Genomic DNA, 16,893 nt, shown 5'->3' with positions numbered 1-16,893 from the left:
GGTCACATTCCGAACCCGGAAGCTAAGACTCTCAGCGCCGATGGTACTGCAGGGGGGACCCTGTGGGAGAGTAGGACACCGCCGGACTTAACTTAGAAAAACCAGAAACACCAGGAAAGCCATCCCTCAGGGGGTGGCTTTCCTGCGTTAACGGCCACCCAAGGGTGGCCTTTTCGCGTTAACCCGCTGTCACGATGCCTGCCACGCGCGGAGCCCACCACAACACCCCGACACGGCCCCACCACACACACAACCCACCACCACACACACAACCCACCACCCCACCCACGCGACGGAAGTCACGGGCTGTCGTGTGTGTGAAGCCGAGGGTCGGCGTACGTGGCGAAGCCAGGATCCCGCCCACGCGTCTGTCGCGGCGGGCGCAGCATCCGCTTGCGTACGTGTGGTCGCCTGTAGCCGGGCATCTGTTCGCACTGCACCGCCTGGGGTATCCGGTCTGCGCGCCGGCAAGCTGTTAGGCCACGCACTCACTGCAGGGCCTTGCTGTTTGATCAGCGGTCGGGGAAACCGTGGGGAAGCCCGGTCAGGACCGGGGCGAGGCGAGTAAGGCGCTCACGCTCGAGCAGGAGAGCGGTGTACTCACGTTCGCGGCGCACGGCCGCGACTCCGACCAGAAAGAACTCGGCCGGAACGTCGGGCAGCGGGGAGACGAAGGGGGAGACCTCTGCGGCCAGGGTCTGAGCCAGCCGTTCGCGGGTGAACGGCGTCAGGTGGACGGACTGCCGCAGGAACTGGGCGACGCGACGCGCCAGCCGGTCGGGCAGCCGAGCGATATCAACGGTCTGCGACCACGGCAGTAATGCCTCGGGCAGTGGCCGCGCAACTTCGCGGTTGCGCTGCACGCGTTCGTGCTGGCTGTAGGTGCCGGCAAGCAGATCGCCCAGACGTTTGGAGCGGTTGTTGAGCAGGGCCGTGGTTGCGGCCAAGCCGCCGAGGGTCATGATGACCTCGAGCACGCCGGTGAGGGCGCGAATGAAGGCGTGGCGCAGCGAAATTGCTCCACCGTCGTCACGCACAATGCGCGCGCCGATGGCCAACTTGCCGAGAGACCGGCCGTGCGTGAGCGTCTCGACCAGCACCGGCACGATCAGCAGGGAGAAGACGAAACCGGCAATCGACACAGCCTGGGTGAGCGCCGAATCGATGTCGCCCGCCAGGGTCGAAAAGAACGCCAGAAGAATGAGCAGATACAAGATCAAATAGGAGACCGTGTCGATGATCGAGCCGGCAGCGCGCAGAATGATGCTGGTCGGCCGCACGTCGAGCGCGACCGCCTCGCCGGTGATGAGCTCGTCGCCCGGGCGCAGTTCGTCGTCGTTCGTGGCGGCACGATCGGTGGGACGCGCGGTCTCCTTCATGTCTACTATTGAACCAGATGGATCTAGACGCATATACGGCCGCGCATCGCGCCGACTGGGACCGCCTGACCGAGCTCGGCGCCCGGCGGCGTCTGAGTGGTGCCCAGTCTGATGAACTCATCGAGCGCTATCAGGCCGGGGCCACCCAGCTCTCGGCGATCAAATCCACTGCCGGATCGACGCTGGAGGGTGACCGCTTGTCGGTTGGCCTGTCCCGTGCCCGGCTTCGGTTCACCGGGGTGAGCGCGAATGTGTTCGTGCAGATTCCGAAGTTTTTCGTCGCCCAGCTGCCGGCGGCCCTCTACCGGCTGCGCTGGCTCACCCTCGCGGTAGCCGTGGTCACCTTCGTCGTCGCCGGGCTCTACGCTGTGTGGGCCTACAACGACCCGCGCGTGCTGGCTAATCTTGGAACGGATGCCCAACTCGCCCAGTTGGCCAACGAGGACTTCGTCGGCTACTACTCCGCGAACCCGGCGGCCACCTTCACTGGTTTCGTCTGGACCAACAACGCCTGGATCGCGGCGCAGTGCATCGCCTTCGGCATCGTCGGCGTCTACGTGCCCTTCATCATTCTGCAAAATGCCATGAGTCTCGGTACCACCGCTGCGATCATGTTCGCCTACGACAAGGGCGACGTGTTCTTTCTCTACATCGCTCCGCACGGGTTGCTGGAGCTCACCGCGATCTTCGTCGCTGCGGCCGGCGGGCTGCTCATCTTCTGGGCCTGGATCGCCCCCGGCGCACGCACGCGCGGGCAGGCACTGGCTGAAGACGGCCGGGCGCTGTTCACGGTGGCCATCGGCCTCGTCTTCGTGCTGCTGGTATCGGGCATCATCGAAGGCTTTGTCACGTCGCAACCCTGGCCGTGGCCGATCAAGATCGGCATTGGAGCCATCGCGCTCGGCGCATTCCTGACCTACATGATCGGGCTCGGCGGCCGCGCGAGCCGGGCCGGTGAAACCGGCGACCTCGGCGAGTTCGAGGCCGGCAGCACGCGCATCTACGCCGCTTGACACGCCGCCCCGTTCAGAGCCGGCCGGCGGCCTTTAACGCGATGTACCGGTCGGCCAGGCCCGGCGGAAGCTGCGCGGGGGAGGCGGTGACCACATCCGCTCCCAGCTGACGGATGGCGGCCGACACTCGGGCCACGTCCAGCAGGGCCCGTTCCGCGGCGGCCGCCCGGTAGATCTCGTCACGTCCGCCGCGGGTAGCGGCCGCCTCGACGGTGGCCGGGTCGAGCACGGACGCCACGACGACTGTGTGCCGTTTCGTGAGCTGGGGCAGAACCGACAGCAGCCCCGTCGATGCCCCGGCAGCGTCGATCGAGGTGAGCAGCACGATCAGGGCGTGCTGGCTCGTGACAGACCGCACCTGGCCGGGAACTGCCGCCCAGTCCATCTCGATGAGTTCCGGGTCGATCATGGCCATGGAATCGACCAGCTGCGCAAGCAACGCCGCGCCAGTCGCGCCCTGCACGCGGCCGCGCACGCGGCGGTCAAAGGCGAGAAAGTCCACCCGGTCGCCGGCGACCGAGGTGAGGGCCGCGAGCAGCAGGGCGGCCTCGAATGCTGTGTCCAGCCGAGGCTCGTTGTTCACCCGTGCCGCCGACGTGCGCCCGGTGTCGAGCACGATGACGACGCGGCGATCGCGCTCCGGCCGCCAGGTGCGCACCGTCACGTCGTTGCGCCTGGCCGTGGCCCGCCAATCGATCGAGCGCACATCGTCACCGCGCACATACTCGCGCAGCGAGTCGAACTCGGTGCCCTGGCCGCGCACCATCACGCTCGTGCGCCCGTCCAGTTCCTTGAGCCGAGCAATTCTCGACGGCAAGTGCTTCCGGGCGTGAAACGGCGGCAAGACCCGGATGCGCCCCGGCGCATTGAGCGTGGCCTGACGGTTCCACAGACCCAGCGGTCCACGCGTGCGCACCGTCACGTGTTCGACCCGGCGTTCCCCACGACGAAACGGCGTGAGGGTGAGGGAGACGAGCCGTCGTTCCCCGCGCGGAATCACGACCCGGCTGCGATTGCGGCCGGCACCCGCAGACGGCTGCCAGGCATCCCGTACCACGGCGACCAGACGCCGGTGCCCGGTGTTGGTCAGGAATAATTCGCTCGTGACCGATTCGCCGAGTCGAACGCGGGTCGGCAGCATCCGCTCCACCGTGACGGCGCGTGGCGATGCCGCGAGCGCAAGGTCGATGCCGCCGAGCAGAAGCACGAACAGCAGCCAGAGCGCGAGCACGCCGGCGGCCGCTGTGAGGTCGGGCCCGAACAGCACGATGGGCACGACGCCGAGAGCGACGAGAAGAACGAACCGTCCGCTGAGCGTCATCGTTAGATCGGAACCTGAACCTGCTGCAAAACGCCGCGCAGAATGGCATCGACCGAGACACCCTCGAGTTCGGCTTCGGGGCGCAGCTGCACGCGGTGTCGCCAGACCGGCAGTGCCATCGCTTGCACGTGATCGGGCGTGATCGAGTTGTAGCCGTTCAGCCAGGCCCACGCCTTCGTGGCGGCGAGCAGCGCGGTCGTTCCGCGGGGGCTGACGCCGAGCTTGACCGAGGGGCTCGTGCGCGTGGCGCGCGCCAGGTCGACGATGTAGGCGAGCACATCCGCGCTGGACCCGACCCGCGAGACGGCCGTCTGGGCCGCAGCGAGTTCGGCAGCGCCGAGCACCGCGTTCACGCCGGCTCCGGCCAGGTCGCGTGGGTTGAATCCCGCCGCGTGGCGACGCAGCACCTCGATCTCATCGGTACGGGCGGGCACATCGAGTACGAGCTTGAGCAGAAACCTGTCGAGCTGCGCCTCGGGCAGCGTGTACGTGCCTTCGTATTCGATCGGGTTCATGGTCGCGGCCACGATGAACGGCTCCGGCAGTTTCAGCGACTCGCCGTCGACGCTGACCTGCCGCTCCTCCATGGCCTCGAGCAACGCCGACTGCGTCTTTGGCGGTGTGCGGTTGATCTCGTCGGCGAGCATGATGTTGGTGAACACCGGACCCTGCCGAAACTCAAACTCACCCGCACGAGCGTCGTAGATGAGCGATCCGGTCACATCGCCCGGCATCAGGTCGGGCGTGAACTGAATACGCTTGGTGTCGAGGCTCAGCGCGTGGCTGAGAGTGCGCACGAGCAGCGTCTTGGCGACGCCCGGCACGCCCTCGAGCAGCACGTGACCGCGGGCGAGCAGTGCGATGATCAATCCGGTCACCGCGCCGTCCTGACCGACGACGGCCTTGCCGACCTCGGTGCGCACCCGGTTGAGCGCCGCGCGCAGCTCGGCGGCATCCTCTGCGCTAAAGAATTCGGCGTCCCCAAGAACGGCATCGATGGGAGTGCTGGGAGTGGTGGGAGTCGTCATGGGTCCATTCTTTCGGCCGGTGGAGATACAAATTCATGAGTAGCGGATGCCGGCACAGCCCCGGCCCGCACGGCCTGACTGGTCGCCTGTTCGAGGGCTTGTAGGGCCTCAGAGAACGCCATCAGCTGCGCGTCGGAGCGGGGGAACGCATCGACCAGCACTCGCCGTACCTCATCCGGCGCACGGCCGGTGATCAGGGCGACCGAACCGATGACGTCTTCCAAATGCGCGAGACGCCCCAGACCGACGGTTCGGGCGAGGCGTTGCACGGCACCGACGCGCAGGGCATCGAGTGCGCGCAGCCGGGCGTTGCTCCGCGCATAGAGTCGGGCGCGACCCTCCATGGTCTCGCTCGCCTTTACCGTGACCGGCAGGTTCTCGGCTACGAGCGGCCCAAATCGCCGTCCGCGCCAGAAGGCGGCGGCGGCGGCGGCGAATACGAGCAACACGAGTGCGGGGCTGACCCAGCCCGGTGTCAACTCGGCGAGCGAGGGAGGTCCTGTGCGGGGAAGATCGGCCAGGGTTGGCAAATACCAGACCAGCGAGTCGCTCGGCCCGAGCAGCCCGAGGGCGAGCGCCGCATTGCCGTAGCCGGCCACGTTCTCGTTGTTGAATACGCGGGCGTCGGGCACGAGGGTGACGATGCCGCCGGTCGTGTCGTTCGATACCTGAACCAGCGAGTAGGTGTCGGAGCCGCTGGCAAAACACCCAGTGATCAGCGGATGCCCATCCCGGTTCGAAAGTGACAGGGTATCCCCGCCCGGCAGTAGCTCTTCGGCTCGGATCGCGGCTGGCACCGAGCAGCCGGCTGTCAGTGACTCCACTTTTGACACGCCGCCGAAGCCCACGGTCGCCGCCACCGCCTGAAGGGTCAGAAAATCGGGTGCGACGACGACGGTGCGCGCGGCGAGCGCGGTCAGCTCGGTCAGCTGATCACCGTCTAGGTAGCCGTTCTCGTCATAGAGCAGCACGGTCGAATCGCTCCCGACCGCGTCGCGCACCTCGGCCAGAGAGTCGGCTAACGTCACCGCGACGCCCTGCTGACGCAGCACCTCCACGAGTGCCATCGAGCCGGCCGGAGCCGCGTTGTCCCCGGCCAGCGCCCGACCAGCCGCGTTATTGGCGCCGGACAGGAACACGGCGACACTCGCGACCGCCACGATGCTGATAGCGGCAACCACCCAGAACGAAAAGCGGCGCAGCAGGGCGCGCAGGGTCGGCGTCGCCACGGTCGTCACGATCGGATCGCGCGCTGCGGCAACGCCGCCTGCCTCGCCGCTAGTGCGGCCGTTGCGGGCAGCGATGACCGTCTGCGACTCGAGTCGTGGCCTGCTCATGACCGGCCCGCCTCGGCCAACGGGGTGAGCGCGACCGGCGCCGCCGCACGCATCTCAGCTTCAAGCGTGGCGAGGGCGCGGTACTCGAGCTCGGTTCCGTCTTGTTCGAGGTAGCGCACCCGGTCGAAGATGTCTGCCGCCAGGGCCAGGGCCGGGCCATTCGACGGAAACGCGAGCCGGGCCCGCGCGGCGAAATCGTGTGCGGTTGTGCCCGGAGTGACCGAGAGCACCGTGCGCTCGGCGAGCCCGCGGGCCAGGGCGCGAAAAATTTCCTGGCAGGCCAGGCTCCAGTCGCCGCCGTTGGCCGCTGCGTCGGCCGCTGAGCGCATCGCCGCGCTGCTGCGCTGGTCGATCGTGCCGAACAGGCCGTCGGTAAACCGGCGTCGCCTGGCCAGTTTGGGAGCGCCGAACAGCAGCCAGCCCGTCACGAGCCCCGCAAGCACCAGAATGATCGCGACAACCGGCAGCCAGCCCTGCAAACCGCCGTCGCCGCCGATGGTCAGCGCGTTCAACCAATCGAGAAAGCCCTGTGACGCCCGGTCGAACCAGGTCGGCCTGGCCGCTTCGTAGGGAGCCTTGGCGAGTTCTTCGCGCAGCCACTGGCGAGCGTCAGGAGCGTCGGGAATCACCGGCACATCGCCCGGCGCGCCGGCGGCGATCCGGTCAACCACAGACCCAACCGACGATCCAAGCTGCGCTAGGCCCATCGTTGTCATGCCGCTGGGCGCCCGGTGCCGGAAACGGCCGGCAGCAGATACGGGTCGGGCACGTCGCCGCCCTGCGCGGCCGATTCGACGAAGCGGGCCAGTTCAAGATCAAGGCCCTCCTTGCGCATGCGCAGGTCGAGGTAGACGAGCGCGACGGCTGCCGACTGCACGACGGCTGCGACCGCCGCCACCGGAATGGCGATGATGAGGCTGAGGATCACGCTGAGAATCGACGATTGCTCGGCCAATGCGCCGGTCGGGTCGACCAGCATCGTACCCACTCCGAACAGCAACGAGACGGGTAGGGTGACGATCTGGCTGATCACCTGCACGATCAGGCCGACCAGCAGCAGCACTCCCAGGGTGCGCCAGAAATAGCCGCGGGTCAGCGACCACGACCGAATAACGGATGCCCGCACGCCCAGTTTCTCCAGCACGATCAGGCTCGGCACCGCGCTGGTTTTGGTATACAGGAATGCGCTCGCTGCCGTGAGCAGCAGACCGCCGAAGACGCCGACCAGCACACCGGCGACGATACCGGCGACATCGCCGACGCTCACCAGCAGCACGACGACACCGGCGATCACGGCCACGCCGAGCAGCAGGGCGACGGTCAGCAGCAGGGTCCACAGGGTCAGTGGCCAGAGGCGGGTCGCCGCCCGGCGCCACAGGGTGCCGAGCCGCAGTTTCTCGCCCAGGGTGGCGCGGGCCACCTCGACCACAATGACGGCCTGCAGCAGCGCGGACGCGATGACGGACAGCGCGATCGGAACGATCGCCGACAGAGCGCCTGCCAGCACTGATCCGGCGGTGACGGCATCGCGCTGGTCGAACGGGGCGCTATCGATGCGGTCGAGAGCCCAGAGAGTCACGAGTCCCATAATGACGACGGTGACGAGCATGATCACCGCCTGCACGATGAGGCCGCTGCCGAAGGTGGCCTTCGGATTGCGGCGCAACACCTGGAACGACGCACCGAGCAGCGTGCCGAACCCGATCGGTCGCAGTGGAATCAGCCCCGGTTTGGGCGGAGGTGCCCACCCCCGGCCGGCGTCACCGCTGTGGTGCGGTGCACTCTGGTACGGCGAGACGGGCGCCGAAAACTCCCCGCCGGGTAATGGAACGGAAGCATCGGGGGCTTGCCAGGGGTCGGTCACCATTCCATGCTGGCACAGGTCGATCAAGAAATGCGCTCGCAGGCACTCTGTCAGCGCGCTCGGCTACGCTTATGCCAGACTTTGTCCTACTCATCGGGCAATCTGTCCCGCGCACAATCGGAACACACGACGACTGTGTTTTGGAAAGAGAACTATGACCGCACGCATTTTGGTTATCGATGACGATACCGCCCTGTCCGAGATGATCGGCATCGTTTTGCAAGGGGAGGGCTTCAACCCGGGGTTCTGCGCCGACGGATCGCTCGCCCTCGAGACGTTTCGCGACGAGAAGCCCGACCTGGTCCTGCTCGACCTCATGTTGCCCGGCCTCGACGGCATCGAGGTGTGCCGGCTGATCCGCGCCGAATCAGGCGTACCGATCATCATGCTGACTGCGCGGTCTGACACCACCGACGTGGTCAAGGGCCTCGAGTCTGGTGCCGACGACTACATGGTGAAGCCGTTCAATCCCAAGGAACTCGTCGCTCGCATTCGCACCCGTCTGCGCCCGCCTGCCGCGGACGGCGCGCTCACCCTCCACGTCGGTGACCTTGTGGTGAACGCGGTCGGCCACGAAGTCACCCGCGGAACGGCCGCGATCAACCTCACCCCGCTTGAGTTCGACCTGCTGTTGGCCCTCGCCTCGAAACCCCAGCAGGTCTTCACCCGTGAAATGTTGCTGGAACAGGTCTGGGGTTACCACTACAAGGCCGACACCCGACTCGTGAATGTACACGTGCAGCGGCTGCGCGCCAAGGTTGAGCACGATCCCGACAATCCCAAGATCGTCATGACGGTGCGCGGCGTCGGTTACCGTGCTGGCACGGTCAGCTAGAGACCCAGGACCGGCATGAGGGCATGGCGACACCCGCAGGAACGGTTCAGGGCACCGTGCCGCAGCTGACGTATTGGAGCAGGCCGCGCGCCTGGCCGAGGCTGGTGCGCGCCTCCTGGCGTTCTTCCCTGCAATTTCGCACGATAACCGTTTCGGTCGCCCTCTCCGGGCTGGCGATTCTCGTCGTCGGCGTGTACATGTCGGTCAGCATCGGCAACGACTTGTTTCAATCTCGGCTCAGCCAGGTGCTGTTCGAATCGGACCGTGCGACCAGTGCCGCGCAGAGCCTGTTCGACTCCTCCGATGCCACCGACCGGGTGCAGGTGCAAAACCTACTCAGCTCGGCGCGCACCTCGATCTCCGCAACCTCGTCGAGCCGGCTGGTCGCCGTGCTGCGGGTGCCAGGCCAGGATCCGTCGACCGTCGCGCCGCTCGATTCGTCGACGTTCGGGCAATCCACCGGGGTGATCGGCGCCGATCTGCGCACCGAGGTGCAGGCCAACGACGGCGACCAGTTTTGGCAGTCGGTTACCCTGACCGGCAACGAGGCCGAGAGCATGCCGGGAATAGTTGTCGGGTCGCAGATCGCGGTTCCGGTGGCCGGCCGTTACGAGCTGTACATCGCCTACAGCCTGCAGGATGCCGAAGCGACACTGCTCTTCGTGCAGCAGACACTCGGGGTGGCCGGTGTCACCCTCGTTCTGCTGATCGGCGCTGTGTCGTGGATTGTCGTGCGTTTCGTCGTCACACCGCTGCGGGTAGCCGCCGAAACGAGCCAGAAACTCGCCTCCGGCGACCTCGCTGTGCGCATCCCCGAGAAGGGCGAAGACGTCATCGCCACCCTCGCCCGCTCCTTCAACGGTATGGCCGACAGCCTGCAGAGCCAGATTCGTGAACTCGCCGACCTCTCTGAGGTGCAGCAACGCTTCGTGTCGGATGTCTCGCACGAACTGCGCACGCCGCTGACGACCATCCGCCTGGCCGGGGATGTGCTCTACGACCAGCGGGCGAGTTTCCCCCCGGCTACCGGCCGCACCGCCGAGCTGCTGCACACCCAGGTCGAGCGGTTTGAGCTGCTGCTGAGCGACCTGCTCGAAATCAGCCGCTACGACGCCGGGTCGGTAGAACTGGAAAGCGAGCCGACCAACCTGGTCCATCTCGCCGAAGATGCCATCGACAGCCTGCGCTCCCTCGCCGAATCCAAGGGCAGCGACCTGCGACTGGTGGCGCCGGGAGGGTATCTGAACGCCGACGTCGATCCGCGGCGTATCCGCCGGGTGCTGCACAACCTCATCGGCAACGCGATCGAGCACGGTGAGGGCAAACCCGTCGTGGTGTCGGTCGACAGCGACGCGAGTGCGGTTGCGCTCGCCGTGCGCGACTACGGGCTGGGCATGAGCCAGGGCGAGGTCGCGCACGTCTTCGACCGGTTCTGGCGGGCGGATCCGTCTCGTCAGCGCACGATCGGCGGCACCGGGCTCGGGCTAGCCATCGCCCGCGAAGACGCGAGCGCGCACAACGGCTGGCTGCAGGTCTGGTCGAGTCCGGGCGCGGGTTCATGTTTTCGGTTGACCCTGCCGCGCACGACGCGGGGCCGGCTCGAATCGTCGCCGATCCCGCTGCCGCCCGACGACGCCGCGGGCATCGGCGAGGCCGGGCATGTGCCGGGAATGCGCGGAGGCCCGCATGACTAGTCCAGCACGGCTCCACACGTTACGGGGCCACGCCGTTCGGGGCCACGGCTCGGTGCGCGTCCTTCCGGCGCTGCTGGTGGCCATCAGCCTCGCCGTCGGTCTGGGCGCCTGCACCGGAATTCCACGCGACGGTGTGGTGCACGCCGGCAACGATATTGCGCCCGACGACAATCCGGCCCCGGTTTTTCTGCCGGCGCTGCCGCAAAAGGACGCGTCGACGGAATCCATCCTGCGCGGTTTCATCGATGCTTCCTCGAGCCCCGAGAACAATTACGACATCGCCCGCCAATTCCTGACCCCGGCCTTTCGCAGCAGTTGGGATCCCACCGCGGGGGTCACCGTCGACAACGGCTCCGGGCGCACCCTGACCGTCATCGAGGACAGCGCCACGCTCGTGGCCGTCACACCGCTCGCCGAGGTGGACCAGTCCGGGGAATATCGTGAGGTCGACGCCAGCCCGGTGCCACTGCGCTACGAATTTCAGCAGATCGGCGGCCAGTGGCGCATCAGCGCGGCCCCGAACGGCACTGTCATCGACGAGAACACGTTCAATGACGTGTTCAGCGCCCAGCCGGTCTACTTCTACGACCCGGGCTTTCGGTTTCTGGTTCCGGACCTGCGTTGGTTTCCGCGCGGTGCATCCGCTCCCACCAAACTCGTCAACGCCGTTTTGAACGGACCGAGTGCCTGGTTGGACGGCGCGGTGGCCACCGCATTCCCGGAAGGCTCCGCACTCACGGCCGACGCCGTGCAGGTGGTTCGGCGTCGGGCCATGGTCGACCTGAACAGCGAAGCGCTCAACGCCGACCGGCAAGCCCTCCAACGCATGAAAGCGCAGCTGGCAGCGAGCCTGCCGGCCGGCCTGTCGGTGGAGATCACCATCGACCAAAACTCTCAGGCCATCGATGATCTGGATGCTGGGGCTCCGCTCGTCGATCCGCGCGTCGACGCCCGGGCGCTCGTGCTGCGCGGTGCGGAGTTCGGTTTTCTTGCCGCGACCGGGCAGAATGTCACCGTGCTCGACGGTTTGTCCGACACGATTGCCCAGCTCGACCCGAGCGCGGTGACGCTCGCGTCGGGTCAGGGTGTGGCTGCCGTGCTCGCGAACGACGGCGTCTACGTCGTGCGAGCCGGTGACGAACCGAAACTGCTTGATTCGCGCGCGGGCTTGCTCGCGCCGTCCATCGACAACGACCGCTTCGTGTGGTCGGTGCCGGCAAACGATCCGAGCGCACTGGTCGTCTATAGCCCAGCAGGGGAGGCTACCGTGCTGACGACGCCGTGGCCAGAAGCCACCTCGATCACGGCCCTGAAAATCTCCCGCGACGGGGCTCGAATAATCGCACTGCTTGGCACCGGCACCGAAACTCGATTTGTCGTCGCCTCAATTACTCGCACGGGTGCAGCGCCGACCGGAATCGGCGCGCCGGTGCTGTTGGCGTCCGGCGGCGGAACCGGCCTCGACGCGACCTGGATCGATGAATTGACCGTCGCGTCGCTGAGCATCCTGCCTAGTGGCGACACACGCATCGTCGCGCAACAGATCGGCGGCGTCAGCTCCGTTCTGGAATCACCCGCGAGCAGCCGATTCATCGTCGGCAGTAACTCGGTGCGCGACCTGCGCACCCTCACCGACACCGGCAACCTCGAGGTACAACGCGGAGCGGGCTGGCAGGCCCGCATCGACGGCGTGACCCTGCTCGCCACCCAGCAGGGCATCGGCGGCTAAACCGGCTCGCACGAGCACCGGCCGGTGCCCGCCCAGCGGTCGGCAGCGCGCCGGCCAACCCGACAGCTCCTCCCCTGAAGTAGTCGCGTCCCGATTCTCCACCGCCAGCGAAGCCGGGCAGCACCGACCGACAGCCGGCGGCACACTGACGCCATGAGCCGACGGCTGCGTGACTATTTGACCCGCGCGGCCCGGGATGCGTGGGCTACCGTACTGCCCACCGAGTGCAGCGGCTGCGGAGTCGTCGACCGCGCGCTGTGCGCGAGCTGCCGACGGGCGCTGCTGCCTGCCGTGCACCCGGTCACCCGCGACGACGCTCGTATTTGGGCTGCGCTCACCTACGAGGGGGTAGCCCGCCATGTGATTGCCGCCTACAAGGACGGCGGGCGAACAGATGCCGCCGCCACGCTCGCCGCACCGCTGCGAGCGGCCATCGTGGCCGCACTCGCTGCCGTCCCCGGCGCTGTCCAACGGAGTGAGGCCGCGCCCCGCCGCCCCAGCAGCACCGGAATCCAGCTGGTAACCATCCCCTCGTCCACCCGGGCCTGGCGGGTGCGCGGATACCACCCGGTCGATGCCCTGCTGCACCGTGCCGGCCTGCATCCGTTCCCGGTATTGGCACAGCGCCAGGAGACCCTCGACCAGGTCGGCCTGGGCCGGGCGGCGCGGGCCGCGAACAAAGATCACAGCCTCGTAGCGACACGATCGCTTGTTGGCAGGCGGCTGATCCTCGTCGATGACATTGTGACCACCGGAGCGACCCTGCTCGAGGCGCAGCGTGCCGTGTTCGCAGCGGGCGGCACCGTCGTCGGCCTGGCGGTACTGGCGGAAACGCGGCGTCGGCAGCCCCAGCCGTCGCCCCCTGGGCAAACTGATCGACAAATACTGTGACATATCTGACTCCCACGGCTACGGTGGAGACAAAGGCGCGAAATGATCGCCCGGTTTTGGGGCGGTCCGCCAAATTGGAGGTCGTCATGGAAACTAACATCGTCGGACGCAACCTTGGGATCACGGATCGCTTCCGGGATTACGCGACGGAGAAGGCTGAGAAAATCGCCCTCCTCGCCGATAAGGCTCTTGCGCTCGAGATCAAGGTCAGCCGCCACCACGAGAAAAACGGCGCTGCCGCTGGCAACGATCGGGTCGAACTCACCCTGATCGGCAAGGGCCCGCTGGTGCGGGCCGAAGCAGACGGTTCCGACAAATACGCCGCCTTCGATGTGGCCCTCGGTCGTCTGCTCGAGCGGGTTCGCCGTGCCAAAGACCGCAAGAAGGTGCACCGCGGCGGCGCCCACCGTCCTACCTCGCTGCACGAGGCGTCCGCCGTCGGCTTCAGCGTCATCGACATCACACCGGCCGACGCCAAAACGCTCGAACGGGTACGCACCGGCGCGATCCCAATAGTGCAAGCGGATGCCCCCGAAGCCTCCGCCGAGGAAGACTACTGCCCCGTCGTCATCCGTCGCAAAGTATTCGCGGCGGCCCCCATGTCCGTTGACGATGCTCTCTATTTCATGGAGCTCGTCGGTCACGACTTCTACCTATTCCAGGACATCGAAACCAAGCGTCCAAGTGTGGTCTACCGCCGCAAGGGGTGGGACTACGGAGTCATCGAACTCGACGGTTCGGTCTCTGAGCTGCAGGAGGCCGTGCTCGTTGCCAGCGGGCGTGCCAACTGACCAACTAGCATTGCCTTAGCCGCCGACCAGGTCGGTGCTCTGGCATCTGCCAGACGAGAGGCGCAGGCGTGCGCTGCGGTGGTCCGATTGGATTGCCGCAGCGCAGGCATGCACCGTTTGACTAGTGGAGTACATTCGTGGCGTCAATTCTTGAAAAGGTTCTTCGTGTTGGTGAAGGCCGCGTCCTGCGCCGCCTGGAAAACTACGCGAAAGCCATCAACGCGCTGGAAGAAGACTTCCGCGAGCTCACCGACGACGAGCTGAAGAACGAGACCGTTACCCTTCGGGAACGGTACTCCAACGGCGAATCGCTCGATGATCTGCTGCCCGAGGCCTTCGCGGCCGTGCGCGAGGCCAGCACCCGCACCCTCGGCCTGCGTCACTTCGACGTGCAGCTCATGGGTGGCGCAGCCCTGCACCTCGGCAACATCGCCGAGATGAAGACCGGCGAGGGCAAGACTCTCGTCGCCACCACTGCCGCTTACCTCAACGCGATCAGCAGCCGAGGCGTGCACGTCATCACCGTCAACGACTACCTCGCGAGCTACCAGAGCGAGCTCATGGGTCGTGTCTTCCGCGCCCTCGGAATGACGACCGGATGCATCGTCTCCGGTCAGACTCCGGCGCAGCGTCGCGAAATGTATGCGGCCGACATTACCTACGGCACCAACAACGAGTTCGGTTTCGACTACCTGCGTGACAACATGGCGTGGCAGTCCAGCGACATGGTGCAGCGCGGCCACTACTTCGCTATCGTCGACGAGGTCGACTCGATCCTCATCGACGAGGCCCGCACGCCGCTGATCATCTCCGGACCGGCCTCGGGGGAAGCGAACCGCTGGTTCAACGAGTTCGCGAGTTTGGCCAAGCGCCTCGTCGCCGACGAAGACTTCGAAGTCGACGAGAAGAAGCGCACCATCGGTGTCCTCGAACCCGGCATCGAAAAGGTCGAGGACTATCTCGGCATCGACAACCTCTACGAATCGGCCAACACGCCGCTCATCTCCTTTCTGAACAACGCCATCAAGGCCAACGCCCTGTTCAAGAAAGACAAGGACTACGTCGTCATGAACGGCGAGGTGCTCATCGTCGACGAGCACACCGGCCGTATCCTGATGGGACGCCGCTACAACGAGGGTATCCACCAGGCGATCGAGGCCAAGGAGGGTGTCGCCGTCAAAGCAGAAAACCAGACCCTGGCCACCGTCACCCTGCAGAACTACTTCCGCCTGTACTCGAAGATCTCCGGTATGACCGGGACGGCCGAGACCGAGGCTGCCGAGTTCATGAGCACCTACAAGCTCGGTGTGGTGCCGATTCCCACCAACAAGCCGATGCAGCGCATCGACCAGTCCGACCTGATCTACAAGAACGAAGAGTCCAAGTTCCGCCAGGTCGTCGAAGACATCGCCCTGCGTCACGAGGCCGGCCAGCCGGTTCTGGTGGGCACGACGAGCGTCGAGAAAAGCGAATACCTGTCACGCCTGCTCGCCAAGAAGGGCGTGCGTCACGAGGTGCTCAACGCCAAGAACCACGCCAGAGAGGCCGCAATCGTCGCGCAGGCCGGCCGACTCGGTTCGGTCACCGTCGCCACCAACATGGCCGGTCGTGGTACCGACGTGATGCTCGGCGGCAACGCCGAATTCCTCGCCGTTGCGCAGATGAACGCGAAGGGCCTCAGCCCGGTCGAAACCCCCGACGAATACGAAATCGCCTGGGACGACGTGTTCACGGCGGTGAAGGCCGACGTCTCCGAAGAGGCCGAGAAAGTCATCGCCGCTGGAGGACTCTACGTGCTCGGCACCGAACGGCACGAGTCACGCCGCATCGACAACCAGCTGCGCGGACGCAGCGGACGACAGGGCGACCCGGGCGAGAGCCGGTTCTACCTCTCACTCACCGACGACCTCATGCGCCTGTTCAACGCCGGCGCCGCGGAGGCCCTCATGGGCCGCCAGGGCGTGCCCGACGATATGGCGATCGAATCCAAGGTCGTCAGCCGCGCCATTCGCAGCGCCCAGTCGCAGGTCGAGGGCCGAAACGCCGAGATCCGCAAGAACGTGCTCAAGTACGATGACGTTCTCAACCGTCAGCGCGAAGCCATCTACGGCGACCGCCGCCACATCCTCGAGGGCGACGACCTGCACGAGCGCACCCAAACCTTCCTCACCAACGTCATCGACGAGGTGCTCGGTGTGCACGCCGGCGATGGCAACGGCGACGACTGGGACTTCGACGCGATGTGGACCGAGCTCAAGTCCCTCTATCCGGTGGGGCTGACCATCGACGAGGTCGTGTCGGAGGCCGGCGACAAGGGCAGGATCAACCGCGACTTCATGCGCCGAGAGATCCTCTCCGACGCCAAGCTCGCCTACTCGCGTCGGGAAGAGTCCCTCGGGGCGCCGGCAATGCGCGAACTGGAACGCCGCGTGGTGCTTTCGGTGATCGACCGCCGCTGGCGCGACCACCTCTATGAGATGGACTATCTGAAAGACGGCATCGGGCTGCGCGCCATGGCCCAGCGTGACCCGTTGGTGGAGTACCAGCGCGAGGGTTTCGCGATGTTCCAGCAGATGATGGGTCAGATTCGCGAGGAGACCGTCGGATTCCTGTTCAACCTCGACGTCGAGGTGACGGCCGGTACCGGTGCCGTCGCCGGACCGGTCGTCGCGGCCAAGGGGCTCACCCCGGCCGACGCCTCCGAGGAGAAGCGGAGCTACACCGCCCCGAGCGATTCCGGCGGAGTCGAGGTGCGCAACCAGCGCGGCCAGATTCAGCAGGCTGCCACCGACCGGGCGCGACGCTCGACCACGGTCACAGCGAGCGACGACGAGTCGGCCGACGCAGGCGGCCCGCCCGGGCGCGGAGCGTTCGGGCAGAAAACCGCGGGTGACGCTCCGGTGAACCGGGCCGAGCGCCGTTCCCAGGGTAAGAAGACCACCTAGCGTCGGGCATCCGTTGGCTGGTCGGGCTCTGCGGCGCTTCGCGAGGCGTCCCGGCGTTTCAGGGCC

General features: G+C 66.5%; 13 protein-coding genes and 1 rRNA gene. 8 read left to right on the top strand and 6 right to left on the bottom strand.

What is annotated here, in order from left to right:
• Positions 1-87: ribosomal RNA gene (gene rrf / locus E3N85_RS15005) — 5S ribosomal RNA — on the top strand; the annotation flags it as partial.
• A 425-nt stretch (positions 88-512) separates the two neighbouring features.
• On the opposite strand, the gene E3N85_RS15000 is transcribed toward rrf, so the two are convergent.
• Positions 513-1,379 carry an RDD family protein gene (locus E3N85_RS15000; protein ID WP_134464484.1) on the bottom strand — a complete coding sequence of 289 codons (867 nt, stop codon included), beginning with the start codon at positions 1,377-1,379 and terminating at the stop codon, positions 513-515.
• Positions 1,380-1,396: 17 nt separating this feature from the next.
• On the opposite strand from E3N85_RS15000, the gene E3N85_RS14995 reads away from it, so the two are divergent.
• Positions 1,397-2,392, top strand: a complete 996-nt coding sequence (locus tag E3N85_RS14995) for a stage II sporulation protein M (RefSeq protein WP_134464482.1) — start codon at positions 1,397-1,399, stop codon at positions 2,390-2,392.
• Positions 2,393-2,405: 13 nt separating this feature from the next.
• Here the strand turns inward: E3N85_RS14995 and E3N85_RS14990 are convergent, their stop codons facing one another.
• From E3N85_RS14990 to E3N85_RS14970, 5 genes are read right to left on the bottom strand one after another with little or no spacing between them, the layout of a single operon-like run.
• Positions 2,406-3,713 carry a DUF58 domain-containing protein gene (locus E3N85_RS14990; protein ID WP_134464480.1) on the bottom strand — a complete coding sequence of 436 codons (1,308 nt, stop codon included), beginning with the start codon at positions 3,711-3,713 and terminating at the stop codon, positions 2,406-2,408.
• Positions 3,714-3,715: 2 nt separating this feature from the next.
• Complete coding sequence (locus tag E3N85_RS14985) at positions 3,716-4,741, bottom strand: MoxR family ATPase (RefSeq protein ID WP_134464478.1); 1,026 nt, start codon at positions 4,739-4,741, stop codon at positions 3,716-3,718.
• Positions 4,738-6,078 carry a DUF4350 domain-containing protein gene (locus E3N85_RS14980; protein WP_134464476.1) on the bottom strand — a complete coding sequence of 447 codons (1,341 nt, stop codon included), beginning with the start codon at positions 6,076-6,078 and terminating at the stop codon, positions 4,738-4,740. The genes E3N85_RS14985 and E3N85_RS14980 overlap by 4 nt, the downstream gene beginning before the upstream one ends.
• Entirely contained in the window at positions 6,075-6,749 is a 675-nt protein-coding gene (locus tag E3N85_RS14975; RefSeq protein WP_241978534.1) for a DUF4129 domain-containing protein, read from the bottom strand. The genes E3N85_RS14980 and E3N85_RS14975 overlap by 4 nt, the downstream gene beginning before the upstream one ends.
• A gap of 41 nt (positions 6,750-6,790) precedes the next feature.
• On the bottom strand, positions 6,791-7,945 hold the full coding sequence (locus E3N85_RS14970; RefSeq protein ID WP_206751249.1) for a glycerophosphoryl diester phosphodiesterase membrane domain-containing protein: 1,155 nt from the start codon (positions 7,943-7,945) through the stop codon (positions 6,791-6,793).
• A gap of 151 nt (positions 7,946-8,096) precedes the next feature.
• Between E3N85_RS14970 and mtrA the strand changes: the two genes are divergently transcribed.
• The 6 genes from mtrA (at position 8,097) to secA (ending at position 16,827) form a co-directional block, all read left to right on the top strand.
• Positions 8,097-8,777, top strand: coding sequence for an MtrAB system response regulator MtrA (gene mtrA, locus E3N85_RS14965; protein ID WP_134464472.1), 681 nt, complete (start codon positions 8,097-8,099; stop codon positions 8,775-8,777).
• Between the two features lie 23 nt (positions 8,778-8,800).
• The gene (gene mtrB, locus E3N85_RS14960; RefSeq protein WP_134464470.1) at positions 8,801-10,471 is read left to right on the top strand and encodes an MtrAB system histidine kinase MtrB; all 1,671 of its coding nucleotides are present in this window, start codon (positions 8,801-8,803) and stop codon (positions 10,469-10,471) included.
• The gene (locus tag E3N85_RS14955; RefSeq protein ID WP_166783972.1) at positions 10,464-12,200 is read left to right on the top strand and encodes an LpqB family beta-propeller domain-containing protein; all 1,737 of its coding nucleotides are present in this window, start codon (positions 10,464-10,466) and stop codon (positions 12,198-12,200) included. Before mtrB ends, E3N85_RS14955 begins: the two co-directional genes overlap by 8 nt.
• 153 nt (positions 12,201-12,353) lie before the next feature.
• The gene (locus tag E3N85_RS14950; protein WP_134464466.1) at positions 12,354-13,091 is read left to right on the top strand and encodes a ComF family protein; all 738 of its coding nucleotides are present in this window, start codon (positions 12,354-12,356) and stop codon (positions 13,089-13,091) included.
• Positions 13,092-13,177: 86 nt separating this feature from the next.
• Positions 13,178-13,882: a ribosome hibernation-promoting factor, HPF/YfiA family gene (gene hpf / locus E3N85_RS14945; RefSeq protein WP_134464464.1), complete on the top strand. Its 705-nt coding sequence runs from the start codon at positions 13,178-13,180 to the stop codon at positions 13,880-13,882.
• A 137-nt stretch (positions 13,883-14,019) separates the two neighbouring features.
• Entirely contained in the window at positions 14,020-16,827 is a 2,808-nt protein-coding gene (gene secA, locus E3N85_RS14940; RefSeq protein ID WP_134464462.1) for a preprotein translocase subunit SecA, read from the top strand.
• Positions 16,828-16,893: the final 66 nt, after the last annotated feature.

Source organism: Cryobacterium sp. Hz9 (assembly GCF_004402825.1).
Lineage (GTDB): Bacteria > Actinomycetota > Actinomycetes > Actinomycetales > Microbacteriaceae > Cryobacterium > Cryobacterium gelidum.
Note: the sequence above shows the minus strand (reverse complement) of the source record. Positions and strands in the feature narration are given on the sequence as shown.

Coding starts and splice junctions, on each gene's coding strand:
- E3N85_RS15000 (WP_134464484.1), bottom strand. CDS start 1,379: ATGAAGGAGACCGCGCGTCCCACCGATCGTGCCGCCACGAACGACGAC.
- E3N85_RS14995 (WP_134464482.1), top strand. CDS start 1,397: ATGGATCTAGACGCATATACGGCCGCGCATCGCGCCGACTGGGACCGC.
- E3N85_RS14990 (WP_134464480.1), bottom strand. CDS start 3,713: ATGACGCTCAGCGGACGGTTCGTTCTTCTCGTCGCTCTCGGCGTCGTG.
- E3N85_RS14985 (WP_134464478.1), bottom strand. CDS start 4,741: ATGACGACTCCCACCACTCCCAGCACTCCCATCGATGCCGTTCTTGGG.
- E3N85_RS14980 (WP_134464476.1), bottom strand. CDS start 6,078: ATGAGCAGGCCACGACTCGAGTCGCAGACGGTCATCGCTGCCCGCAAC.
- E3N85_RS14970 (WP_206751249.1), bottom strand. CDS start 7,945: ATGGTGACCGACCCCTGGCAAGCCCCCGATGCTTCCGTTCCATTACCC.
- mtrA (WP_134464472.1), top strand. CDS start 8,097: ATGACCGCACGCATTTTGGTTATCGATGACGATACCGCCCTGTCCGAG.
- mtrB (WP_134464470.1), top strand. CDS start 8,801: ATGGCGACACCCGCAGGAACGGTTCAGGGCACCGTGCCGCAGCTGACG.
- E3N85_RS14955 (WP_166783972.1), top strand. CDS start 10,464: ATGACTAGTCCAGCACGGCTCCACACGTTACGGGGCCACGCCGTTCGG.
- E3N85_RS14950 (WP_134464466.1), top strand. CDS start 12,354: ATGAGCCGACGGCTGCGTGACTATTTGACCCGCGCGGCCCGGGATGCG.
- hpf (WP_134464464.1), top strand. CDS start 13,178: ATGGAAACTAACATCGTCGGACGCAACCTTGGGATCACGGATCGCTTC.